The organism is Streptomyces sp. NPDC051172, assembly GCF_040682555.1.
Lineage (GTDB): Bacteria > Actinomycetota > Actinomycetes > Streptomycetales > Streptomycetaceae > Streptomyces.
Genome location: NZ_JBFBBE010000016.1, coordinates 85561 through 109759 on the forward strand (window position 1 = coordinate 85561; position 24199 = coordinate 109759).

A 24199-nucleotide genomic window follows, 5' to 3' on the forward strand; every position below is an offset into this window, starting at 1 on the left:
CGGTGTCACAAGGGCGTTGAACAGGCAGGACAGTCCGCCGACTCGGCATTGCCTTCAGGTTGCACGCCGATCGCAGGGCACGCATTCTCGACGCCGGTCCGATACTCCGGGAACGCCGGAACTGTTTTCTGTCACGCTTCTCTTCTCGTGAAGGGTAATCCGTGTCTTTGCCCCGAATCGCAGTCAGTAAACATTCCGGCGAAGAAACAGAATCCGCGCCCTTGTCGCTGGCGCAGGAGCGTCTGTGGGTCATGGCGCGCATGGACGGGGACGCCGGCGCCGCCTACAACGAGCCGATGCCCTTCGACATCCGGGGGCCGCTGGACCGGGACCTGCTCATCAAGGCGCTGGATCTGCTCGCGGCCCGGCACGAGGCCCTGCGTACCCGGCTGGTCCCCTTCGAGGGGTCGGCTCTCCAGGTCGTCGATCCGCCGGACACGGGGTTCCCGGTGACCTTCGAGGATCTGACGGATCTGCCGGACCGGGCCGAACGGCTCGCGCGCATACGGGCAAAGGTGGAGGGCGCCCCGTTCCGCCTGGGTGAGGAGCCCATGGTGCGCGGCTGCCTGATATCGCTCCAACCGCACCATCACGTACTGGTCCTGACGGCGCATCACCTCGTCTTCGACGGCTGGTCCCGGTCCCTGCTGCTGAGGGAGCTGGGCCTGGTGTACTCCGCGCTCCAGCAGGGGCAGGAGGTCTCGCTGCCCGCACTGACCTGGCAGTACAGCGATTACACGCGCCGGCAGTGGGAGTGGATGTCGACAGACGAGCCCCTCGCGCACGCCGACTACTGGACCACCGCGCTGGCCGGCACCCCGGCCGTGGTCTCCCTGCCGACCGACCGGCCCCGCCCGCCCGAACAGGACTTCCGCGGCGCCCGGTTGCCCGTGACCGTCGACGAGGGCCTGACGCGGGCCCTGCGCGCGCTGGCCGCCGACAACGATGTCTCCCTTTACGCGACTGTTCTCACCGGCTGGTCCGTGCTGCTGTCCCTGCTCTCCGGGCAGGACGACATCGTTGTCGGCGCCCCCACCTCCAACCGCCGACGCGGGGATGTCGAGGGGCTGATCGGCTTCTTCGTCAACACCGTCGCCGTGCGCGCGGACCTCTCCGGCTCGCCCGGTGTCAGGGATGCCCTGAAACGGGTGAACCAGCGGATCCGTGACGCCCTGCACCACGTCGACCTGCCCTTCGAGCGAGTCGTCGAACTGGTCAACCCACCGCGCAGCCCCGCCTGCACCGTCCTGTTCCAGACCATGTTCGCCTGGGTTCCCTCCATGCGCAGGGAACTCCAACTGCCGGGTCTGAGGGTCGAGCTCCGCGAAGACGCCGCCCACGTTCCCGCGAAGTTCGACATGGTCCTGGCCCTGGCCGATGAGGGCCGGCACCTCACCGGTGAGATCGACTACGCGGTGGCGCTCTTCGACCGGACGACGGTCGAACGGTACCTGCGCCAGTTCCTGCGCGTGCTGCGCCTGATGACCGAGCGGCCCGACGCCGAGATCACCGACCTGACGCTGCTCGACGAGGACGAACAGCGGGCGCTCCTCGCCGACTTCAGCACGGGGCCCGCGGTGCCCGACACCCCGTCGCCGGGCGTGCTGGAGCGCTTCGCCGCGCAGGCCCGCGAACGCCCCGCGCAGTGTGCGGTGGTGGCCCACGACGGGGAGCTGGACTACGCGGTACTCGACCGCCGGGCCAACCGCCTCGCCCATGCGCTGATCGCCCGCGGTGCCGGCCCCGACCGTGTGGTGGGCCTGCACGCCGGACGGACCACCGACCTCGTCGTCGGTGCCCTCGGGATCCTCAAGTCCGGAGCCGCCTACCTGCCCCTCGACCCCGGCCAGCCCCCGGAGCGGCTCGCGGCCATGGTGAGCGACGCCGCACCCGTCCTGGTGCTGACCGACCGGGGGGACGACGACGGACAACCGTGGGAGCGCCTGACGAAGGTGGAGGCGGAGGGGACGCACGACGAGGCACCGGACGTCGCCACGGACCCGGCCCGGCTCGCCTATGTCATCTACACCTCGGGATCGACCGGCCGCCCCAAAGGTGTGGCGGTGACGCACGGCAGCGTCGTCAATCTCCTCGACCACTGGCGTGAACTCATGGGGGACGCCCCCGGCGAGGCATCCTCGGCCTGGTCGAGCATCGGCTTCGACGCGTCGGTGCACGAACTCCTCGTCCCGTTGACCACCGGGGCCGTGCTCCACCTGGTTCCCGACGAGCTCCGCGGTGACCCCCGGGCGTTGCTGGACTGGATGCGCGAACGCAAGGTAACCCAGGCGTTCCTGCCGCCGTCCTACGTCCTGTGGATCGGCGAGGATCCGGCCGCACGCCTGGCCGGCTCGAGCCTGCGCCAGCTCCTCACCGGAGTGGAATCCCTGCCCGAGAACACCCTGCACCGCATGCGTGAGCTGCTGCCCGGCCTGCGCGTCTGCTTCGGCTACGGCCCGACCGAGGCCACGCTCTACTCCACCGCCTACACCGACCCGCAGCCGTACGAGCGGCCGTGTCCCATCGGACGGCCGCTGCGCGGCACCCGCCTGTACCTGCTCGACGGCCGGATGCGCCCGGTGCCCGTGGGAGTTCCCGGAGAGGTCTACCTCGGCGGAGCGAGTCTGGCCCGTGGATATCTGAACCGCCCCGACCTCACCGACGAACTCTTCGTGCCCGACCCGTTCGTCCCCGGTGAACGCCTCTACCGCACCGGCGACTTGGCGCGCTGGCTGCCTGACGGCAACGCCGAGTACGTCGGCCGCCGCGACGACCAGCTCAAGCTGCGCGGCTTCCGTATCGAACCCGGCGAGGTCGAGGCGGCGCTGCTGGCGGTCCCCGGGGTGCGGGAGGCCGTCGTCCTGGCCGATCGCGACGCACCCGGCGGCCCCCGGCTGGTCGCCGGCGTGGGATGCGACGCCGGGGCCGCGCGGATGCCGTACGAGTGGCGGGCGGCCCTGGGGGACCGTCTGCCGGACTACATGATCCCCGCCGTGGTGGTCGAGTTCCCGCGTCTGCCGTTGAACCGCAGCGGCAAGGTGGACCGGAGCGAGGTGCTGCGCGCCGCGGCCGCGTCCCTCGCGGGGCGGGTCAACGCGGCCGCCCCCCGCGACCATGTGGAGATGGCGCTGTACCGGGTCTGGCGCGAGGTGCTGCTGCACCCGGACATCGGAATCGGTGACAACTTCTTCGAGCTGGGCGGAACGTCGATATCGGCGATCAAGATGGCGTCCGCCGTGCAGGAGGAACTCGGCGTCGCCCTGCCGGTCCGGGACGTCATGCTGCACCCCACCATCGAGGCGCTCGCCGAGCGGGTGCGCGGCAACGGCCGCGGCGCAGCGCAGCCCGGCAGTCTCGTCGAGTTCCGTGCGGGCGACGGCCGACAACGTGTGGTGTGTGTGCACCCGGCCGGTGGCACCGCGTTCTGCTACCTGCCGCTGTCCGCCGAACTGGCCGACGACATCGGCGTGGTGGGGCTCCAGGCGCCCGGCATCAATCCCGGCGAGTCCACCCTGCCCGGTGTCGAGGCGATGGCCGAGGAGTATCTGCGGCTCGTCGGCCCCCGTGCCGACGAGGCACTGGTGCTGTGCGGGCTCTCCTACGGCGGCCTGGTGGCGTACGAGATGGGGCGCCGTCTGAGGGCCGCCGGACACGAGAAGGTGAGCGTGGTCCTCCTCGACACGCACGGTGCCCAGGACGACGGGCAGCGGGCCGCGCTCGCCCCGGTCGGCATGGCGGAGTTCCGGGACAAGCTGGTGCGCTTCAACGGCATGTATCCGGGCATCGACGACGACCAGGTGGCCCGGTACCTGAACGTCTACAACCACCATCGCGAGACGGCCCGCGACTACGCCGTGCCCGTGTCGTCCGCCCGTGTCGTGCTGATGCAGGCGACGGCCGTGGAGGACGACGACGCGGACGTCGAGGACGCCGCCGCCCGTCTCCGCGCGTTCTGGCGGCGGCGCGCCGGCGGTGAGTTCGTCGTCGAGCCGGTCGCCTGCGGCCACTGGGACATGCTGGAGAGCGCCGAACTGCCCCGCGTCGCCGCCGTCCTCACCGCCGAACTGCACCGGATGACTGCCGCGCCCGGCCAGGGCCGGACCGAGCGCACGACACCTTCAGGCACGTCGGAGGCACGATGAAACCGCGCGTCGAAACGTCCCCCGCCGACGTGGCCGAGGACCCCGGCGCCCCGGCCGGGATCGCCCTGGAGATTCACCGCCGAGCCCTTCGCGCACCACGCGCCGAGGCGGTCGTCGACGGCGACGTCAGCCTCGACTACGGGACGCTGAACGCGGCGGCCGCCCTCGTCGCCCAGGAGCTGGAGCGCCGGGGCGTCGCCGCGGGGCAGGCGGTGGCGGTGGCGCTGCCGCGGTCGTGGCGGCTGGTCTGCGTGATGCTGGGCATACTGCGGCTCGGGGCACAGGTCGTGCCGCTCGACACGCAGAGCCCCGCCGAACGCCGTCACTTCGTCCTCCGGGACTCCGCCGCGGTCGCCCTGGTGCACGAGACGGCCGGGAGCGCCACCGAACTCCCGCAGGACGTACAGACGCTCGCGGCACACGCCCTGCTGCCCGGACTTCCGGACGCCGCTGCCGCCGTACCGGCTCCGTCCGCCCCCGGCGAGGTGTCCTTCCTGTTCTACACCTCCGGAACGACCGGACAGCCCAAGGGAGTCGAGGTCCGTGACGCCGGAGTGCGGCGACTGGCACAGCCCGGCTACATCCGCGTCGAACCCGGGCTGCGCTTCGGCTGCCTGGCCAACCCGGCGTTCGACGCGCTGAGTTTCGACGTCTGGGTGCCCCTGCTGACCGGCGGCTCCTGCGTGATCCTCAGCGACGGTGACCTGCAGACCCCCGAGCGGTTCGCCGCGGCGCTGCGGCGCGGCCGCGTGCACACCTTCTTCATCACCGCGTCGCTGTTCAACGCGATGGCCACGGCTGTGCCGGACTGCTTCGCCGAGGCCGGCCAGGTGCTCGTGGGCGGCGAGCAGCTCAACCCCCGGGTGATACGCCGCTGGTACCGGGACAACCCAGACAGCGCCGCCCGCCTGTTCAACGCGTACGGGCCGACGGAGTCCACCACCTTCGCCCTGTGCCATCCGATCCCGCCGGACTTCGACGGGGACGTGGTGCCGATCGGCCGGCCCTTGCCGCAGAGCGGCGCGGTCCTGGTCGTACCGGGCCAGGAGCGGGTCGCCGCGCCCGGCGAGGTCGGCGAACTCCTCCTGAGCGGAGCCGGACTCGCCGCCGGATACCGCAACCTTCCCGAGGAGACCGAGCGCCGTTTCGTGCGGCTGCCGTGGCTCGACGGCGGCACGGAGCGCTACTACCGCACCGGCGACCTCGCACGGGCCGACCACGAGGGCCTGGTGGCGTACGTCGGACGCATCGACCGCCAGGTCAAGGTCCGCGGCTTCAGGATCGAGCCCGGCGAGGTGGAGTTGCGCGTGCTCACCCACCCGGCGGTCCAGCGGGCCCACGTGTGCACGCGCCGTGCGGGCCCGGAGGGGCCGAGCGAACTGCTGGCGTTCGTCGTCCTCCAACAAGAGCTGTCCTACGAGGAGTTCGAACGTCACCTGGCAGCCCGTCTGCCCGTCTACATGCGCCCCCATCAGATCCATCTCGTGGCCGAGATACCGCTGAACGCCAACGGCAAGGTCGACCAGGCCGCTCTGCTGCGGCAGTCCGGCCGGCCCTGGCGGCCCGCCGCCTCCGGCCCCGACGCACCGGCCATGACGGAGCCGGAGCGCCGGGTCGTCGCTCTGGCCGAGGAGATACTCGGCACCACCGGCCTCGGGCCCGGTGACCGCTGGATCGCCTGTGGCGGTGACTCCTTGAAAGCGCTTCGGTTCTGCTTCGCCGTACGACAGCGCTGGGGCCGCGAGCTGACGCAGGCGGCCGTCCTGCACGGCGACCTGGCCGCCGTCGCCCGGTCCCTCGCCACGGCCCGTCCCGGCGAGGAGAGCGCGGTGCCGGCACCGGTGGTCTCCGGCGCCCGCTCGGCCCCCGCCACCAGCGAACAGCAGCGGCTGTGGCTGCTGCAGCGCCGCGCTCCGGGCTCTCGGGCCTACTCCGTCCACCAGGTCTTCCGCGTGGACGGACCCGTCGACACCGCCGCCCTCCGGCGAGCACTGCGCGTCCTGGTGGTACGGCATGAGGCGCTGCGGACGGGTTTCACCCTCGGCCCGGACGGCCTGGAGCAGGGTGTCGGTGAGCCGTACGACCCCTGGCACGAGCCGGGCCACGGGCGGGCCTGGGACGAGGAGGAAGCGCGCACCTTCGCCGACACCTTCTTCGCCGAGCCCTTCGACCTCGCCGTCCCCCGCATGCTCCGTGCCTGCTGGCTGCCGGGCGACGGCGGCGGCAGGCTCCTGCTGCACCTGCACCACATCGCCGTGGACGGCTGGTCGTTGAGCGTCCTGCTGCACGACCTGTCGGCCGTCTACGCCGGACGCGGCCGTGACGAGGAACCCGCTCCGACCCCGCTGGACTTCGCCGTCTGGCAGCGCGACCGGTTCGCGAGCCCGGCCTACCGGGCGCAGCGCGGCGAACTCCTGGCGTTCTACCATCAGTTGGCCGAGCCGCAGGAGCCGCTACCGGACCGGGACACGGATCCGGCCCCGCGGGCGCGTCTGCTGCACACGCAGCTCGACGCCGTTCGGCGGGACCGAGTGGGCGAGTTGTGCGCCGAGTTCGGACTGACCCGGTTCCAGATCCTGCTGAGCGTGTTCTCCTGGTGCCTGTACGGCGTGAGGGGCCTGGTCCGCCCGCGCATCGCCGCCCCGGTCGCGGGCCGCCCGGTGCGCGAGTTCGAGAACAGCGTGGGCATGATGGCGAACACCGTGCTGCTGCCGCTGACCGTCGCGCCCGACGAGGACCTGCGCTCACACCTCGCCCGCACCGGCACCGGCACGGGGCAGGTGCTGGGACGCCAGGACGTGGCGCTCACGGATGTCCTGACCGGCTGGGAGAGCGTCGGCGACAGCACACCGTTCGACTTCCTGTTCGTCCTGGAGAACACCGACTTCGGGGCGCTGCGGCTGCCCGGCTGCACCGCCCGGCCCCTGTGGTGGGCGGCACCGGAGGCCAAGTGCCCGATGACGGTCTCCGTGGTCGAGCACGCGGACGGACTGGACGTGTTGTGGGAGTACGCCGAGGACCGGTTCACCGACGAGGACGTCGAGGCGATGGCGCAGCTGCTCGGGCGGGGCGTGGACGCGCTCGCGGCCGGTGGCGGCTCCCCTGCGCGTGAACTCGTCGCGCCCTACCGGCGGTCCCTTCCGCGGCACGGGCGCGGACCCGCCCCGGAGCCCGGCTTCAGCACGGTCGCCGAAGGCTTCGGCCGGCAGGTCGCCCGCACTCCGCACGCCCCCGCCGTCGTCACGGCCGACGGCGCCACACTGAGCTACGCGGCCCTCGACGCCCGTGCCGCGGCCCTCGCCGCGGAACTGGCCGACCGCTACCCGATCCCGGCCGACAGCACTCCCTGCCGGGCGGCCCTGTACCTGGCTCCCTCCGCCGAACACGTGGTGGCGCTGCTGGCGCTGGCCCGGCTGAACGTCACCGCCGTCCCCCTCGATCCCTCCTACCCGGCCGACGTGCTGCGCCGCGTCCTGGACCAGACCGACCCGCTGTGCGTCCTGACCACGCGGGACAGCTCGCCGGCGCTGGAGACGCTGCTCCCGGACGGTGTGGCGCGCCACCTCGTCGTACCGCCGCACGACGACGCCCACCCCTCGCACACGCCACCGCACAACGGCGCCCGCCCCCTGTACACCCTGTTCACCTCCGGATCCACCGGCGTCCCCAAGGGCGTCCAGATCCACGACCGCACCCTGTGCGATCTGATCAGGTGGCAGTCCGGTCCCGGCGGCCTCACCGCCCCCGCGGCCACTCAGCAGTTCTCGATGCTGGCGTTCGACGTGTCCTTCCAGGAGATCTTCGGGACCCTGTGCACAGGTGGCACCCTCCAACTCATCCGTCCCGAGTGGCGTCAGGACGCTCCCGCACTCCTGGACCGGCTGGAGTCCGCGGGCACCGAGCGCATCTTCATGCCCTACGTGGCCCTGCAACTGCTCGCGGAGTACGCCGTCCGCCTGAACAGGTATCCCTCCCGGCTGCGCGAAGTGGTCACCGCGGGCGAGCAGTTGGTGTGCACGGACAGCATCCGGCGCTGGTTCGCCGGCCTGCCCGGTGCGCGCCTGTTCAACCACTACGGGCCGACCGAGACACATGTGGTCAGCGCCCTGTGCCTGGAGGGAGATCCCGGGCTGTGGCCCGAGCGGCCCGCCATCGGGCGCCCGGTGGCCGGCGCCGATCTGCGGGTGGTGGACGCCCAGGGCGACCCGGTCCCGGCCGGGTGTCCCGGCGAGCTGCTGATCGGCGGGACCATGACCACCCGCTGCTACCTCGGCGAACCCGCACGCGACGACACGCGGTTCGTCGAACTCCCCGGCGCGGGACTGTTCTACCGCAGCGGTGACCGGGCGTTCTTCGACCGTGAGGGCCTGCTGCACTACGCGGGCCGCGACGACCAGCAGATCAAGGTGAGCGGGCACCGGCTCGAACTCGGCTCCGTCGAGGCGGCCCTGCTGCGCCATCCGGCGGTGGTCAACGCCGTCGTCGCAGCCGAGGGCGGCCGGCTGACGGCGGGCCTGGAGGTCCGTGGCGACGCACCGTCCGCCGACGACCTGACCGCGCATCTGTCCGCCCTGCTGCCCTCCTACGTCCGTGTGGACCGCTTCCGCAGGCTGGAGAGGCTGCCCCGCACACCCAGCGGCAAGCTGGACCGGCAGGCGGTCGTCCGGGCACCGGGGGAGGAGATACGCCGCTGCGTCATCGCCCGCGCGGGCCTGTCCGCCGAGGAGGAGCGCCTCAGCGCCGCCTTCGAGGAGGTCACCGGTTCGGTGATCGCACCGGACCAGACCTTCTTCGAGGCGGGTGCCTCCAGTCTCGCTCTGATGCGCTTCCACCTGCACTGCACCACGGCACTCGGTCTGCGCTTCGGCGTCGCGGACCTGTTCGAGCACGTCACCGTCCGCTCCCTGGCCCGCCACCTCACCGCCCCGCAGCCCCTCACCCCGTCAGCCACGAAGGACGACGGGGCCCTCGACCCCGGCGAGCCGGTCGCGGTCGTCGGCATGGCGGTACGAGTGCCCGGCGCCCCGGACCTGGGCGCCTTCTGGGAGCTGGTCGTCTCGGGGGGCACCGGAATCCGCCGCATCGACGCGCCGGAGGGAGTCGTCGGCGCGCACAGCACACTCGACGGCATCCTCGACTTCGACCCGGGCCACTTCGGCATCAGCCCTCAAGAAGCACGTGTGATGGACCCCCAGCAGCGTCACCTGCTGATGGCCGGCGTGCAGGCCCTGGCACACGCCGGAGTGGCGGACACCCCGGCCACGCGGGTGGGCCTGGTGGCCGGTGCCGGGGAGAACACCTACTTCCAGTCCCTGCTGCGCGAGGCGGACCCCGACCGGCTGCCCGACGGCTTCCAGCTCGCGCTGCACCATGAGAAGGACTTCCTGGCCACGAAGGTGGCGTACCACCTCGGGCTGACCGGTCCCGTCTTCAGCGCCCAGACAGCCTGCTCCAGCTCCCTGGTCGCCGTGCACCTTGCGGCCGGTCTGCTCAGGCAGGGCGAGGCGGACGTGATGCTGGCCGCGGGAGTGCTCATCGACCCCGGGCTGACCGGCGGCTACCGCTACCGCTCGCAGCACATCTTCTCCGCGGACGGCGACTGCCGGCCCTTCAGCGACGACGCCACCGGCACGGTCGGTGCGAGCGGCGTCGGCGTCGTCGTCCTCAAGACGCTGCGGCAGGCGCGCCGCGACGGCGACACCGTCCACGCGCTCATCACCGGCTCCGCGATCAACAACGACGGTGCGGCGAAGATGAGTTACACCGCGCCGTCCCTGGCCGGACAGCGGGAGGTGATCCGAAGCGCCCTGTCCCGCGCCGGACGCACCGGCGCCGACCTCGGCTATGTGGAGGCCCACGGCACCGGCACCCGGCTGGGCGATCCGATCGAAGTGGCGGCGCTGCGGCAGGCGTTCGACGTGAGCGAGTCCGGCCGCTGCGCACTGAGCTCCGTCAAGAGCCAGCTGGGCCACCTGGGCGCGGCCGCCGGCGTGGTGGGTCTCGTACGCGCGGTCCTCGCCGTGCGCTTCGGGATCCTCCCGCCCAACCTCAACTTCCGAGCCTTCAATCCGGAGATCGGCCCCGATCCCACTCCCTTCCACGTCCCGGCCGAAGCCACGCCCTGGCCCGAGGGACGTCGACGGGTGGCCGCGGTCAGCAGCTTCGGGATCGGCGGCACCAACGCCCACGTCATCGTGGAGCAGGACACCTCGCCCGGACCGGTGGCCGTCCGCGAGGTACCCGAGTGCCTCGTGCTGTCGGCCTCCAGCGCGGACGCGCTCGCCGCCGACGCCGCCCGGATCGCCGACCACCTCCAACGGCACCCGGAGCGCCTCAGGCCGGTGCTGCGTCATCTCCAGGCCGGGCGGGTCGCCCGCCGCCTGCGGGCCGCGGCCCCCGTGGCGGACGCCGCGGCGGCCGTGAGCTGGCTGCGCACGGTGGCCGCGGCAGGGGTGCCGCTGGGTGCCGCGGACCCGGACGCCGTGGCGGTCCGCGCGGCCGGCCGCACGGCCCACGAGCTCGCTGAGGCCTGGATCGCCGGACGCCCCGTCGAGTGGGGGGCCGGTGCCGCTCCGGCACCCTGGGACTTCCCGCCCCCGTCCTTCTCCCTCGCGGAGTACGACTTCGACCGGCTGTCCGAGGCCTCGCGCGAGACCCCGGCCGCCGCACCCCGGCGGCTGCCCCGGAAAAACTGGCTGCACCAGCCGCACTGGGTCCGGCTGCGCCGTGCCACGCTCGCGGACACCGCCGGGCCGGCGGGCCGCGCGTCCGCCGTGGTCGTCGTAGCCTCGAAGAACACTCCGCAGGCAGCGCTCGCGCCCTTCCACGCGGTGGCGTCGCGAGTGATACGGGTGCACCCGGCCGCCGCCTTCGCCCGCAGAGGACCGGACGCCTACGACGTGGACCCCGCCGATGCGGCGTCCGTGCGCCGGCTGCTCGACGCGCTGTCCGAGGACGGCGATGCGGCCTTGACCGACATGGAGTGGGTGCACGCCCTGCCGCTCGACGTGTCGGGGCCGGTCGGTCCCGGCACCCTGGAACACGCCCGTCACACCTGCCTGGACAGCACGGCGGCCCTGGCCCAGGCCCTGACCGCGCGGGCCGGTTCCCCACGCGTGTGGTGGCTGTCGTACGGAGCCCGGCCCGCGGCGGGAGCGGTGGAGCGGCCCGAACTGGCGCTCCTCGCCGGGCCGGTCGAGGTCGCCCCGCAGGAGTCCGCCCTGAACGGCCACTGGCTCGACCTCCCCGACGGCGACCTCACCCGCTGGGCCGGACCTGTGGCCGCGGTCGTCGCGGGAGCACGGGAGGCCCGTCGTTCCGGCGGATCTGCCCTGCCGCGCCAACTCGCGCTGCGGCAGGGTTACTGGTGGCGGCCTGACACCCTGCCCGTACCGGAACCGGAAGATACACGCTCCCTCGTGCCGTCCGGTGCGCACACCGTCCACCTGGTGCTCGGCGGCACGGGCGGCATCGGCCGCGCCATCGCCGCCTGGCTGCTCGAACACACCCGCGGCCGGGTCCTGTTGCTGTCGAGAAACCCGCGGCTGCCCGAGCAGCTGAGCGGATGGGCACACCGCATCGACCTCGTCCCGGCGGATCTCGCGACCATGCCCGTTCACGACGTGGCGGCGGCCGTCGGCGCCCACACGTCACGGCTGGACGGTGTCGTCCACGCGGCCGGTCTCGGACACGGCGGGCTGCTCGTACGACGTGACGCGACCGCGATGCGCGAGGCCGCCGCGGTCCGCGAGCGGGGCGCACTCGTCGTCGAGCACCTGATCGGGGCCTTCCGCCCGGAGATCGCGGTCTACTGTTCCTCGATGTCCGCCTTGCTCGGCGGCATCGGCCAGAGCGACTACGCGGCCGGCGCGAGCCTCCTCGACGGCTTCGCCCACCACCGGGCCACGGAGACGGAGACGACCGCCCGGATCGCCATCGACTGGGACATCTGGAACGAGACCGGAATGGCGACCCGGGTCCTGGACACGGACAGCCGCCATCAGGCCCATCTCGCGGTCGGTCTGACCGTCGAGGAGGGCAAAGCGGTCTTCGGCCACGCCCTCGCCCTGCAACTGCCGCAACTCCTCGTGTCGACGACGGACATCGATGTCTCCCGGGCCTTCTACGCCCCTGCCGGCATCGCGGACCGGTCCACGGCACCCGGGCAGGCGCGGGACACCGCCGCCGCCGACGGTGCCGGGGAGCGAGCGGACGCCGTGGCCCGGGTGGTCCGGGATCTGCTCGGCGTGGCCGAGCTGAACCCCGAGGACTCCCTCTACGACCTGGGCGCCGACTCGCTGACGCTGATCAGCCTGATCGCGCGGATCGAGGACGACTACGGCGTCGAGGTCGACCTCGCCTCCCTGAGCCACCGCGTCAGCCTCACGGAGGTCCTGAAACACGTCGAGGCGGCCCTCACCTCCGCCGAGGCGGGCACGGGCGCCTCCCGGGTCGCACTCGACATCTGGCAGGAGGGAACCGGTTCGGCCGTCCTGTGCCTGGTGCACCCCGTGGGCGGAGACGTCCAGGCCTACCGCTCCCTGGTGGCAGCGCTCGGACCCGGGCCGACGGTGTGCCTCATCGCCGATCCGGCACTGCGCGACGCCGAGATGCCCGCGTGGTCACTGGCCGAGCGGGCCCGGCACTACGACGCGGCACTGCGTGAGCGCTTCGGTGGCCCGGACCACCGGCTCCACCTGGCCGGATGGTCCTACGGCGCACGTGTGGCGATGGAGATGGCGTGCCTCGCCGAGTCGGCCGGCCAGCCGCTGCAGGCGCTCCACCTGCTGGATCCGCCACCGCCCCGGGCACAGGAGCTGGTCGCCGCCTACGACGAGGAACACCTGGAAACGCTGTTCGCCGCCGAACTCAGCGCCCAGGCCTCCTCGTTGCCGGCCGAGCACGCACAGGCGTACGCCGAGAGACTGGCTCGCTGCTGCCGCGCGAACCTGCGCAGTCTCGGGGAACATCGCGTACGGCCGCTCGTCTCGGTCCCCACGTATCTGTGGCTGGCCGGACACCCCACGGCGGGCATGCCCGCCCCCGCCACCCCTCAAGAGCCGCAGCACCAGTGGAACAGCTGCCTGCCCCCGTCGGCGGTACTCACACACCTGCCCACCGACCACTACGGCATCGTCGCGGCACCCCATGTGGACACAGTGGCCGAGACCATCAGGGCGAGCCTGTAAAACCCACCCCCCTTCGGAGGTTGACATGGAGTCGTACGAGCGCGAAGCGCTGGAAGCGGTGACCACACGTCCCGTGCACCCCTACCGCACCCTCACCGTCGAACGGATCACCCCCGTTCTGGGCGCGGAGGTCTCCGGCGTCGACCTGTCGCGGGAGATCCCTGCGGAGCAACTGGAGGAGATCCGGACCGCCTTCCGCGACCACCACGTCCTCGTCTTCCGGGACCAGACGATCACCACAGAGCAGCACAAGCGCTTCGCCGCCGCCTTCGGCGAACTGCGCCCCGTCAACCCACCGCCGCCGAACGGCGATCCCTTCATCCTGGAGATCCGCACGACATCGGCCGCGGCGAACGTGGCGGGCAACGGCTGGCACGCGGACGGCACCGCCGACGCCGAACCCTCCCTGGGCTCGATGCTCTACATCACCGAGATACCCGAGCCGGGGTGCGGCGGCGACACCCTGTTCGCCAACATGCACCTCGCCTACGACATGCTCTCACCGGCGATGCGCGCCCTGCTGGAGCCGCTGACCGCGATACACGACGGCGCGCAGGCACTGGCCGGATACCCACTGCCCCCGGACTACGTCGTCCCCAAGAGCGAACACCCGCTCATCGCCCGGCACCCCGAGACCGACCGCCGCCTGCTGTATGTGAACAAGGCCTACACCAGCCGCATCCCGCAGCTCTCCGCGGACGAGAGCCGGGCCCTGCTCGACCTGCTCTTCGACATCATCGCCCGCAGGCCGGTCCTGCACTGCCGCGTCCGCTGGACCCCGGGCACGCTCGCCTTCTGGGACAACCGGTGCGTCCAGCACCACGCGACGTACGACTACTACCCCTACGCCCGCTACGGCCAGCGCGTCGCCATCAACGGCGGTCCCGTCAAGGGCTGATGGCTTTCACAAAGGACGGAGCCGTCGCTTCCGATGCTCGTACTTGCCGGTGAACTTGTTCGCGGTACATGGAACCGTTGCCGGGCAGGGTGGACGGGTCCTTCTCGGGGAAGGAGCGCGGGGTGGAGCCTACGGCAGCTGCCCCAGTTGCCGGTCGACGGCGTCCTGCGCGGCAGGGGACAGCAGCGAGCCGGCGCGTTTGAGGAAGCCGTACAGCCCGGGGCCGTGCTGCTCGGCCAGTTCCGCGTTGTGTGCCAGTACGTCGAGTTCGTTGGCGGCCGTGATCTCGAGGAACGCCCTCAGATCGTCGGGGGAGGGTTGGTGCTCGCGGCCGGTGAAGCGGTCCCGGAAGGCGACCGCCGTGCTGCCCTCGATCCGTGGGTAGACGGTGGCGCGGTCGCAGCTGGCGTACAGGTACACCAACTCCTCCGCCGCCTCACCGATCAGGGCGATGAGCGTTACCCGTTCGGTGAGCGGCAGCAGAGTCGTGGCGAAGCCGTCTGTTCCGTAGGTCGCGTGACACAGTCCCGCTGTCTGGACGTCGGGGCCCGCTCCCCATGCGGCCAGCAGCCGCTGAACCCGCAGCAGATGCTGGAGCAGGGTGCCGCCCGGATGAGGCAGTCGGTCGGCTCCGTGGCGGCGCAGGAATCCCTCGATGGCTGACTGAGTCCTTCCCTCGATCGAGGGGTGTTGCCGGGCCGGTGGCATGGTCGGACGTCCTCTCACGCGGGGGGATCTCGCAGCGAAGGCCAGCCTATTGCGCCGTGTTCACCAGCTGATCCCGGCCGCCACCGGCAGGTGGTCGCTGCCGGTGGCCGGCAGCACCCACGAGCTGTCCGGCTTCACACCGCGGACCAGGATCTGGTCGATCCGCGCCACCGGGAACTCGGCCGGCCAGCTGAAGCCGAAGCCGTCCCCGGCCACGTCCTGGGCAGAGCGCAGCTGCGAGGTGAGGCCGGTGAAGGCGCGGTCGTCCGTGGTGCCGTTGAGGTCGCCGAGCAGCACCACCCGCTTGCTCTTCTCGGTGGCGACGGCCTTGCCGAGCATCTGCGCGTTCCTGTCCCGGGAGACCGTCGCGAAGCCTCCCCTGGGATTCACCCGTGCGGATCCCAGGTGGGCCACGTACACCGCCAGCGGACCGTGGTGCGTGGCCACCGTGGTGCGCAGCCCCCGGTTGTAGGCCAGCTTGACGGCGGCCGGTTTGGTGGCCGCCAGCGGCCCGTAGTCCATCCCGATGTCGACCGGCCGGCTGCCCGAGATCGGCAGCTTGCTCCACAGCCCGACCGTGCCCAGCACCGTGTGGTACGGGTACGCCTTCGCCAACCCCTTCTCGTAGACACCCTGCGCCTGCGGGGTGATCTCCTCCAGCGCCAGAAGGTCCGCCCCGGAGGCGACCAGGTCGCGGGCGGTGCCGGCCGGGTCGGGATTGTCGGCACTGACGTTGTGGCTGGCCACAGTGAGATCGCTGCCCGCGTGGGACTTGTCGCCGAGCATCCCGCCGAAGAGGTACAGCCACACCGTCACCGGCACCAGCAGCGCGGCCACGGCGGAGGCGGAGCGGCGCCAGAGCGCCCCGGCCAGCAGCACCGGGACGAACACGCCGAACCATGGCAGGAAGGTCTCCACCAGGCTGCCGAGGTTCCCGACCCGGTTCGGGATCTCGGCGTGCAGCAGCATGAGCAGGCCGAGCAGCAGTGCCGACGCCGCGAGGACCGGGCCGCGCTTCCAGGGCTCGGGCCGGGACCCCCGGCGGATCGTCCGCCGGATGGGCGCGCTCCAGGCATGGGAGCCGGTGTCCCGGCGACCGCCCTGTCCGGTCTCTGCCGTGTCCACCTGCGTCATCGTCTGTCCTCGCTCACTGCCGGTCACTGCTGCATCCTCGGGTCCTCGGTGGGGTCGGCATACATGGGCGGGCAGCCACGAGCGACCGCACTGGGCCGCAGCTCGTAGTGCCAGGTTTCGTTCCTGTAGATCTGGCACAGCCCGTATTCGGCGCCGTGCCGGGACAGCCACGCCGTCGCATCCGAACGCCCGAGGTCGACCGCGTCTCCCGACACGTGCGGAGAGGTCGCCGCGGTGGCCACCCATCGGGCGGCCTCGTTCTCGGATCCGTACTCGGCCACGGCCTGTCGAAGCAACTGGTTCTGGTACGCCTTCGAACGCCAGCCGCTGTTGACGTAGAACTCGATTCCGTCGTGCGCGGCAGCCGACGCCGCCCGGCGCAGGGCCTTGAGCAGATCCGGATCGAGCTTGGCCACAGCCGGAATCGCGTCGTCGAAGACCGTCACACCGTCGGGGACGATCCCGTCGGCCTGACCCAGCGCACCACTGTGCTCACCGCTATCGGCATCCGAAGGTAATGCGGCCGACGGAGGCGAAAGCGACGAGGAGGACGAGGACTTCGGCACCTGGTGGCCGAGGACCGCGGTGATCACCGCTATGACGGCCATCAGGCCGACGACGAGCAGCCCGCGCGTCCGGCGGTTCGCTGTGGGTGCCGATGGTGGGGTTCGAGTCATGCCACCAGTCAAGGCGGCACGGTGTTGCCGGCACGTATGTGGTTTTCGATACGCCGACGATATGCCGGCTCGGAGCGTAAATGGCGTGCGTGTGCGAGGAGTTGAGGACGAAGCTTGTCCGACGGAAGCCATCGGGGGCATGCCGAGCCTTCCCGTCTTCGGTCGTACGAGAGGTCCCTGTGCCGTTCTCTCCCTCCGCCGTGTCCGATTCCGGTCGACCTGCTCCGTCAAGCCTGTGGCGGGACGGCGACTTCCGCCGGCTCTGGGTGGGCCAGACGGTCTCCCAACTGGGCGAGCAGGCAAGCCTGGTGGTTCTGCCGCTCCTTGCCGTCCTGACGCTCAACGCCGACGCCGGCCGGCTGGGCGCCCTGCGCGCAGCGGGGCAGGCGCCGATCCTGCTGCTGTCGCTGTTCGTCGGCGCGTGGGTGGACAGGTGGCGGACCCGTACGGTGATGGTGCTGACGGACGCCGGTCGGGCCCTGGTACTGGGTGCCGCCGCCGTGGCCGGCCTCCTCGGACGGCTCGGCCTCCCGGCGCTGCTCGTGGTTGCCGTCGCCGTCGGGGCGTTGTCGGTGTTCTTCGACATGGCCTACCAGGCGTCTTTGGTACGGCTGGTGGACCGCGCTGAGCTGGTACGGGGAAACAGCGCGATCGAGGGCAGCCGGTCCGCTGCGCAGATCGGCGGTCCGGCCCTCGGTGGTGCGTTGGTGTCCGTGCTGTCGGCGCCGATCGCTGTCGCCTCCAGCGCGGTGTTCTTCGCCCTGTCGTTCCTGTCGATCCGACGGATGCGGCGTCGCGAGTCGGTCCCGGAATGCCCGGAACGTCCTCCGCGGCTGTGGCGGCGGATCCAGGAGGGCCTGCGCTTTGTCGCCGTTGACGCCTTGCTGCGGACCGTGTGCCTCGCGTCAGCCGCCTTCCAGTTGTTCTTCGCGGCTGCGATGACCGTCTATCTGCTGTTCCTGCCACGGGACCTGCACCTGTCGGGCACCGCGATCGGACTCGTCCTGGCGGCGACGGGGCCGGGCGCGCTCCTGGGCTCGCTGCTGGCCGCCCGTCTGTCGGGCCGCTTCGGATACGGCCCGGTGCTCGTGTCCGCGGCAGCGCTCGGCGACGGCGTGTTCCTGGTCGTGCCCGCACTGCACGGTTCCCCTGCGGTGACGGTTCCCGCGCTCGTCGCACTCAACTTCGTCTTCGGGACCTTCAGCCAGCTGGTGAACGTCACGATCATGGCCGTACGGCAGACCGTCACTCCGGACGGGATGCAGGGCCGCACGGCCGCGACGATCAACTTCGTCGGCATGGGGATGACCCCGCTCGGCTCCCTGCTCGGCGGCTTTCTCGCGGAAGTGCGGGGCGCGCACACGAGCCTCCTGGTGACCGCCGCAGGCATGCTGCTGTCGCCGGCGCTGATGGCCCTCTCCCCGCTCGCCCGCCTGGGACCGCAAGGTGCTCGTGTCGTTGACGGCGCTTGAGGAAGACGTGAAGGGCGGAGAGGGAACAACCCTCTCCGCCCTTCCGCCCGGTGGTCCGAGGCCCGCACGTCATGCCCGAACGGTCAGCCGCGGCCTACGCGTGCCCGAACCAACTGCCGCCCCACACCGCTCGGGTTCCGGCAGGACAGGTCAGACGGAAGTCCCACCGGCCGGAGTAGGAACGCCGGAACTCATGACGGCCGTCGGTGCAGTCCACATACACCGGGTACGTGTGGCTGTCGCAGGTCAGGTAGACATTTCGGTTGCCGTCGGTGCGCCCATTGAAGCAAGCCACGCCAAGCTCGCTCTCGTCCGGCGACGAGGCGCGCTGCACGAAGTCGAGCAGCGAGTGCTCCAGTGGGGCGCTGTCCTGGATGGTTCGCCCGTCGACGTTGGTGGCCTGGGCTTGCGCATCGCCGGACGTGCCTGCCGCGCCGGCCGGCACGGACGTGCCTGCCAGCGCAGTGACAGCGATCGCCACAGTGGCTGCAACGTTCCTCATGGACGTCAAGTTCTCCTCCACAGAAGGGACAACTGGCTACAGATGCAACGGAAGGTAGCGAATTACTCTCGGCACCTCCAGCCAGACATCCACCGGAACGCCACTGGTTGACTGAGCATGTGTCCGAAGAACTGTTATCCGAGAGCCACCCACCGGTCTCCCAGGTATCGGGCAGGATCGTTCGGCGTCGAGGACAGGACAGTTTCATGGGTACACAGCGCGCGGTGGAGCCGACGGCGCTGGTCGCCGCCGCCCGAGGGGGCGACCCGGAAGCTCAGGACGCCCTGGTCAGTGCGTACCTCCCGCTGGTGTACAACATCGTGGGCCGGGCGCTGAACGGCTCGGTCGACGTCGACGATGTGGTGCAGGAGACCATGCTGCGTGCCCTGGACGGACTGGGCGGTCTGCGCACTCCCGAGAGTTTCCGTTCCTGGCTCGTGGCGATCGCGATGAACGAGACCCGCAAGCACTGGCAGGACCGGCAGTTCGCCCCGGGCACCGTGGAGGAGGCCGAGGAACTCGCCGATCCGGGCGCCGACTTCGTGGACCTCACCCTCGTACAGCTCCAGCTCTCCGGCCAGCGTCAGGAGACCGCGCGCGCCACTCGCTGGCTGGAGCCCGACGACCGGGGACTGCTTTCGCTGTGGTGGCTCGAGTGCGCCGGAGAGCTGACCCGCGCCGAGGTGGCTGCCGCACTTGAGTTGTCGCCGCAGCACACTGCCGTACGGGTGCAGCGGATGAAGGCGCAGCTGGAGGCGGCCCGTGTGGTGGTGCGGGCGCTCGACGCGCAGCCGCCGTGCCTGGAACTGCGCGGCATGCTGGGCACCTGGGACGGGCGGCCCTCGGCGCTGTGGCGCAAACGAATAGCCCGGCACGCCCGTGGCTGTGGGCGGTGCTCCGGCCTGTGGAGCGGGCTGATGCCCGTGGAGGGGCTGCTGGCCGGGCTGGCACTGGTTGCTGCGGCGCCCTCGCTGCTGACGGGCGTGCGCGCCGCCTACGGAGGGACGGCCGAGGCCGGGATGGCGTTGCCCGCCACAGGGCCGCGGCCCTCCGGCAGCCGTACCGGATCGGGCCCGGAAGCCGGACACCGCGCGGCGCGCGGGCGGGCGGGATCCCGGAGCGAGGTGCGCCGACGCCGGCGCAACCGGCGCAGGGCCGTCGGCGGCACGGTCGTCGCGGCCTGTGTGGCAGGCGGCGCCTTGTGGTACTTCGGCACGGACCCCGGGGCCGGCAGCGAAGGGGCGAGCGCCGAGCACATCGCGGGCGCCCCCGGCGCGGACCTGTCGGAATCCAGTGCCGTCGAGACACCTCCGTCGGCCTCCACCTCTCCGTCTCCCTCCGCGTCACCTACGAAGAAGGCAAGCGCGTCGAAGAGCCCGCGCCCCGCGAAGAAGGACGCCCCGGCTCCCCGCCCCTCCGCTCAGCCCTCGCGGACGGCGACCGGCACACCCGAGGCGTCGTCGACGCCGTCCGGCACCGTCGCGCAGGTGGTCGCCCTGGTGAACAAGGAACGGGCGGCGGCCGGCTGCGGCGCGCTCACCGAGGACCCGCAACTGGAGAAGGCCGCTCAGGGCCACTCCGACGACATGGCCGCCCGCAACTTCTTCGACCACACCAACCCCGACGGCCTCGACCCCGGGCAGCGCATCAGCGCCGCGGGCTACAAGTGGTCCACGTACGGGGAGAACATCGCCCAGGGACAGCAGACGCCTCAGGCGGTGATGCAGGCCTGGATGAACAGCCCCGGCCATCGCGCCAACATCCTCAACTGCTCGTTCAAGGACATCGGCGTGGGCGTCCACAACGGGTCGGGCGGGCCGTGGTGGACGCAGGACTTCGGCGCCAGGCTCTGACGCGCCAGAGGCAGTTGCCCGGCCGGGGTTCAGCGCACCGGGAAGCCGAAGGAGCGCCCCTGCTGCTTCAGCCAGGGCAGGACTTCGCGCAGGGCGGCCACCGTCTGGGAACGGTCTCCGCCGGCGTCGTGGAAGAGGATCGTCGGGCCGTTGGACAGCTCGTTCTTGACGGTGGCGACGATGGCGGCGGTGCCGGGGCGTTCGAAGTCCTTGGAGTCCACGTTCCAGCCCAGCGGCCGCATCCCCTGCGCGGCGGCGAGATGCCTGCTGTAGGGGGTGAAGGCACCGCCCGGGGCCCGGTAGTACAGCGGCCGGACGCCCCCGGATGCCTTGGTGATCATGGCGGCGGCGTCCAGGATCTCCTTGGACTGGTAGGAGTCGGGCTTCTTGTCCATGGTGGTGTCGTGCGACACGGTGTGGTCGCACAGCCGGTGCCCGGCCGCCACCACCGCCTTCACCAGGTCCGGGTGCGCCTGGGCCTGAGTGCCGACCATGCAGAAGGTGGCTTTCACACCGTTGTCCTTGAGCACCTGCAGGACCTGCGGTGTCCAGACCGGGTCCGGCCCGTCGTCGATGGTGATGTTGACGCCCCGGGCGCCCTGGTCCGAGGCGTGGACGATGCTCACCGCCACCGGGGTCGTCCGGCCGGCGCCGGCCGCCGCTGAGGAGGGGTGGGCCGAGGCGCCCGAGTGCTGCCCGCTGAAGGGGCCGGCCTGTGCGGTCCATACCGAGGTGGCCGCTGCCACCGCCGTCACCCCGACCGCCGCCGCGAATACCCGGCCGTGCCATCCCCGCCCGCCATGCCGCGCCATTTCTGCCCCGCCCTTGTCATCCCGGTGTTGCTTGTTGCATCTGTCAGGACGGCAAAAGGTTGCTCCGGGATCCGTCTGTTACTGATCACGGACAATTCCGCGGGAGTTCCGAGACGCACGACCGGCGCATGGGGGCGGAGCAGGGGCGATGCCTGCGCCGGAGACCCAATTCTGCAATGCCCGGGCGGGGTTGGCCCGACCGACCGGCCGATGTCGCGCGTGACGGCCGCAACGAGGAACGACCGGTACGGCGAGGACCGCTGCAAGCCCGGTGCGGAGCCGGCCGGCGTGGCCGGAGCCGGTGTGGAGCGATGCGCACCGGTGCTGTCTGCGGAAGCAGGGCGAGTTGACCCGGCTCACCGTCAACGCGCCGGGTTAGTAACGGATTTCTCTCCGACCACCTCTCCGCAGTCGACAGCGCCGAACCGTCCTCGGCTCCGCTGCTGACGGCCCGTGGTGACCGCCGCTGTAGAACGCCTCCTCAGGCCGCCGGCCGAATCAGCCCGGACTCGTAGGCGAAGGCCACCGCCTGGACGCGGGCGCGGGCGCCGATCTTGGCGAGGATGTGGCTGACGTGGGATTTGACGGTCGTCGGGGCGATGGACAGGCGTACGGCGATCTCGGTGTTGGACCAGCCGGAGGCGACGGCGGTCAGGACGTCGCGTTCACGTTCGGTGAGGGTGTCCAGTCCGATCTCCCGCCCCGCGGAGCGGGAGGCCGGCTGCTCGCGGACCGCGTCGATGAGCGCACGGGTCAGGGCGGGGGTGATCGCCGCGTCTCCGGCGGCCACCACGCGGATGGCCGCGGTCAGTTCGTCCGGGGCGGCGTCCGTGAGGAGGAATCCGGCGGCCCCGGCGCGCAGGGCGGCGTAGGCGTGCCTCTCGTGCGGGGGCGAGGTCAGAACCAGGACGCGGGGAGGAGGCCCGCCCGCCGTGGCGTCCTCGGAGCCCGGGAGGAACCGCGGGAGGTGCGCGGGGCGTGCGATGCGCCGGATGGCTTCGATGTCGTCGGTACCGGCGAGGTGGCTGTCCATCAGGACGACGTCCGGACGGAGCGCGGAGCACATGCCGACCGCCTCGGCTGCGCTCGCCGCTTCGCCGACCACGGTCAGGTCGGGCTCGGCAGCCAGGAGCATGCGCAGGCCGACGCGTTGCAGGGACTGGTCGTTGACGATGAGTACGGAGACCATGTCTGTCCTTCCCGCCTCTAAACGAAACGGTTTCGTTCACTTTGGGGCCAGGATAGCCCCCTTCGTTAGCGAAACGGCATCGTTCTCCTTATGGTCTGGGTCACATCTCCCGACCGTCTTGGACGGACGTCGCTTCCCGGGGGAGCGGTCAGGGCTCGCGGTGCTCGTGTGCCGCTTGTTCCAGCGCCTCCGCCTCGGCCTCGGCCAGCCGCTGCTCGGCCTGCACGTCGATCGAGCGGGTCAGCAGCCAGTAGAGCGCCGCGGCGACCGGCAGTCCGATGAACAGCGAGATGTCGGCTCCGTCGAGTGCGTGCGCGACGGGGCCGGTGTAGAGGGTGCCGACGGAGAAGAAGGGGATCATGACGGCGAAGCCCACCAGGTAGGCGATGATGCCGTGCCAGCCCCAACGGCCGTAGATTCCGCGGGGGTTGAAGATCTCGGCGATGGCATAGTGGCCGCGGCGCACCACGTAGTAGTCCATCAGGTTGACCGCGGTCCACGGGATGAACAGATAGAGCACCAGCAGCAGGAAGTTGTTGAAGTTCTCAAGGAAATGGGAGGTCGCGGCCAGCGCGCCGACCAGCGAGAGCGCAGCGGTCAGCCCGATGGTCACCAGCCGTACGCCGAGCGTCGGGCGCACCCGCTTGATCGAGTCGATGGCGCTGATGAGGGTCAGCGAGCCGCCGTACATGTTCAGCGCGGTGACGGAGACCAGGCCCAGGACGGCGAAGAGCAGCACGATCGCGCCGAACCCGCTGAAGATCTTGTCGCCGGCCGCGTTGATCGACTTGATCGTCTCGAAGTCCTTGCCCGCCCAGGCGGCGAGCAGCGCCCCGAGGACCATCAGCCAGATGCCGCCGAGCGCCGAACCGAAGTAGGTCCAGTAGAAGGTCTTGCGGACGGTCACGTCCGGCGGGAGGTAGCGCGAGTAGTCGGAGACGTAGATGGCCCAGCTGATCTGGTAGCCGGCGACCACGCCGAACTGCGCGAGGAACGGTGTGGCCTTGAAGGCGCCGAGGTCGAAGGAGCCCGCCGGGTAGTGCAGCGTGACCAGGACGCCCACGGTGAAGATCCCGAAGACGACCAGGAAGGAGTACGTCAGGAACTGTTCGGCCTTGTGGATGACGTCGTAGCCGACGAGCGCGATGACCAGGGCGACGGCGGTGACCACGACCACCCACAGCTTGACGCCCCCGTGCACCGTGGTGTGCATCGCCTCACCGGCGAGGATCGTGTTGAAGACGTTGAAGCCCGCGTACTGCACATAGGCGAACAGCCACACCAGCAGGGCGCCCACATAGCCGAACTGGGGCCGCGACTGGATCATCTGCGGGAGGCCCAACTGCGGGCCCTGGGCCGAGTGGAAGGCCATGAAGAAGGTGCCGAGGACGGTGCCCGCCACGATCGCGACCAGCGACCAGATGAGGTTGCCGCCCTCGGTGATGCTGATCAGGCCCACCGCGAGGGTGGCGATCTGCGCGTTCGACATGAACCACAGAGGGCCCAGATGCCACAGCTTGCCGTGGCGCTCGTCCAGTGGGACGTAGTCGATGGAGCGGATCTCCAGGCCCGACACCCGCGGTTCCGACGAAGTGGTCACGGCACCTCCAGCGTGATGACCCGC

The 24199-nt window shown here is 71.3% G+C and carries 12 protein-coding genes; 5 read left to right on the forward strand and 7 right to left on the reverse strand.

The window, feature by feature from the left end; all coding sequences use genetic code 11:
• The first annotated feature begins 161 nt into the window (after positions 1 to 161).
• The 3 genes from AB0N07_RS12675 to AB0N07_RS12685 are packed head-to-tail and all read left to right on the forward strand — an operon-like array spanning position 162 to position 14228.
• On the forward strand, positions 162 to 4142 hold the full coding sequence (locus tag AB0N07_RS12675) for an amino acid adenylation domain-containing protein (protein WP_365834236.1): 3981 nt from the start codon (positions 162 to 164) through the stop codon (positions 4140 to 4142).
• Positions 4139 to 13330, forward strand: coding sequence for an amino acid adenylation domain-containing protein (locus AB0N07_RS12680; protein WP_365834237.1), 9192 nt, complete (start codon positions 4139 to 4141; stop codon positions 13328 to 13330). The genes AB0N07_RS12675 and AB0N07_RS12680 overlap by 4 nt, the downstream gene beginning before the upstream one ends.
• Before the next feature lie 25 nt (positions 13331 to 13355).
• A complete protein-coding gene (locus AB0N07_RS12685) occupies positions 13356 to 14228 on the forward strand; it encodes a TauD/TfdA family dioxygenase (RefSeq protein WP_365834238.1) in 873 nt (290 codons plus the stop codon).
• Positions 14229 to 14357: 129 nt separating this feature from the next.
• Here the strand turns inward: AB0N07_RS12685 and AB0N07_RS12690 are convergent, their stop codons facing one another.
• Genes AB0N07_RS12690 through AB0N07_RS12700 form a run of 3 tightly spaced genes read right to left on the reverse strand, consistent with a single transcriptional unit; the run spans position 14358 to position 16747 of the window.
• On the reverse strand, positions 14358 to 14936 hold the full coding sequence (locus tag AB0N07_RS12690) for a DUF6817 domain-containing protein (RefSeq protein ID WP_365834239.1): 579 nt from the start codon (positions 14934 to 14936) through the stop codon (positions 14358 to 14360).
• A 60-nt stretch (positions 14937 to 14996) separates the two neighbouring features.
• Positions 14997 to 16070, reverse strand: a complete 1074-nt coding sequence (locus tag AB0N07_RS12695; RefSeq protein ID WP_365834240.1) for an endonuclease/exonuclease/phosphatase family protein — start codon at positions 16068 to 16070, stop codon at positions 14997 to 14999.
• A 23-nt stretch (positions 16071 to 16093) separates the two neighbouring features.
• Entirely contained in the window at positions 16094 to 16747 is a 654-nt protein-coding gene (locus AB0N07_RS12700) for a M15 family metallopeptidase (RefSeq protein ID WP_365834241.1), read from the reverse strand.
• A gap of 179 nt (positions 16748 to 16926) precedes the next feature.
• Between AB0N07_RS12700 and AB0N07_RS12705 the strand changes: the two genes are divergently transcribed.
• Positions 16927 to 18219 carry an MFS transporter gene (locus tag AB0N07_RS12705; protein ID WP_365834242.1) on the forward strand — a complete coding sequence of 431 codons (1293 nt, stop codon included), beginning with the start codon at positions 16927 to 16929 and terminating at the stop codon, positions 18217 to 18219.
• Positions 18220 to 18313: 94 nt separating this feature from the next.
• Here the strand turns inward: AB0N07_RS12705 and AB0N07_RS12710 are convergent, their stop codons facing one another.
• On the reverse strand, positions 18314 to 18700 hold the full coding sequence (locus AB0N07_RS12710) for a hypothetical protein (protein ID WP_365834243.1): 387 nt from the start codon (positions 18698 to 18700) through the stop codon (positions 18314 to 18316).
• A 227-nt stretch (positions 18701 to 18927) separates the two neighbouring features.
• Here AB0N07_RS12710 and AB0N07_RS12715 point away from each other — a divergent pair, with 227 nt between their 5' ends.
• Positions 18928 to 20574 carry a sigma-70 family RNA polymerase sigma factor gene (locus AB0N07_RS12715; protein WP_365834244.1) on the forward strand — a complete coding sequence of 549 codons (1647 nt, stop codon included), beginning with the start codon at positions 18928 to 18930 and terminating at the stop codon, positions 20572 to 20574.
• Positions 20575 to 20603: 29 nt separating this feature from the next.
• On the opposite strand, the gene AB0N07_RS12720 is transcribed toward AB0N07_RS12715, so the two are convergent.
• From AB0N07_RS12720 to AB0N07_RS12730, 3 genes are all read right to left on the reverse strand, one after another.
• Entirely contained in the window at positions 20604 to 21386 is a 783-nt protein-coding gene (locus tag AB0N07_RS12720; RefSeq protein ID WP_365834245.1) for a polysaccharide deacetylase family protein, read from the reverse strand.
• Between the two features lie 481 nt (positions 21387 to 21867).
• Positions 21868 to 22575, reverse strand: a complete 708-nt coding sequence (locus tag AB0N07_RS12725; protein ID WP_365834246.1) for a response regulator transcription factor — start codon at positions 22573 to 22575, stop codon at positions 21868 to 21870.
• Positions 22576 to 22723: 148 nt separating this feature from the next.
• Positions 22724 to 24175: a cytosine permease gene (locus AB0N07_RS12730; protein ID WP_365834247.1), complete on the reverse strand. Its 1452-nt coding sequence runs from the start codon at positions 24173 to 24175 to the stop codon at positions 22724 to 22726.
• Between the last annotated feature and the right edge of the window lie 24 nt (positions 24176 to 24199).

Coding starts and splice junctions, on each gene's coding strand:
- AB0N07_RS12680 (WP_365834237.1), top strand. CDS start 4,139: ATGAAACCGCGCGTCGAAACGTCCCCCGCCGACGTGGCCGAGGACCCC.
- AB0N07_RS12685 (WP_365834238.1), top strand. CDS start 13,356: ATGGAGTCGTACGAGCGCGAAGCGCTGGAAGCGGTGACCACACGTCCC.
- AB0N07_RS12690 (WP_365834239.1), bottom strand. CDS start 14,936: ATGCCACCGGCCCGGCAACACCCCTCGATCGAGGGAAGGACTCAGTCA.
- AB0N07_RS12695 (WP_365834240.1), bottom strand. CDS start 16,070: ATGACGCAGGTGGACACGGCAGAGACCGGACAGGGCGGTCGCCGGGAC.
- AB0N07_RS12700 (WP_365834241.1), bottom strand. CDS start 16,747: ATGACTCGAACCCCACCATCGGCACCCACAGCGAACCGCCGGACGCGC.
- AB0N07_RS12715 (WP_365834244.1), top strand. CDS start 18,928: ATGGGTACACAGCGCGCGGTGGAGCCGACGGCGCTGGTCGCCGCCGCC.
- AB0N07_RS12720 (WP_365834245.1), bottom strand. CDS start 21,386: ATGGCGCGGCATGGCGGGCGGGGATGGCACGGCCGGGTATTCGCGGCG.
- AB0N07_RS12725 (WP_365834246.1), bottom strand. CDS start 22,575: ATGGTCTCCGTACTCATCGTCAACGACCAGTCCCTGCAACGCGTCGGC.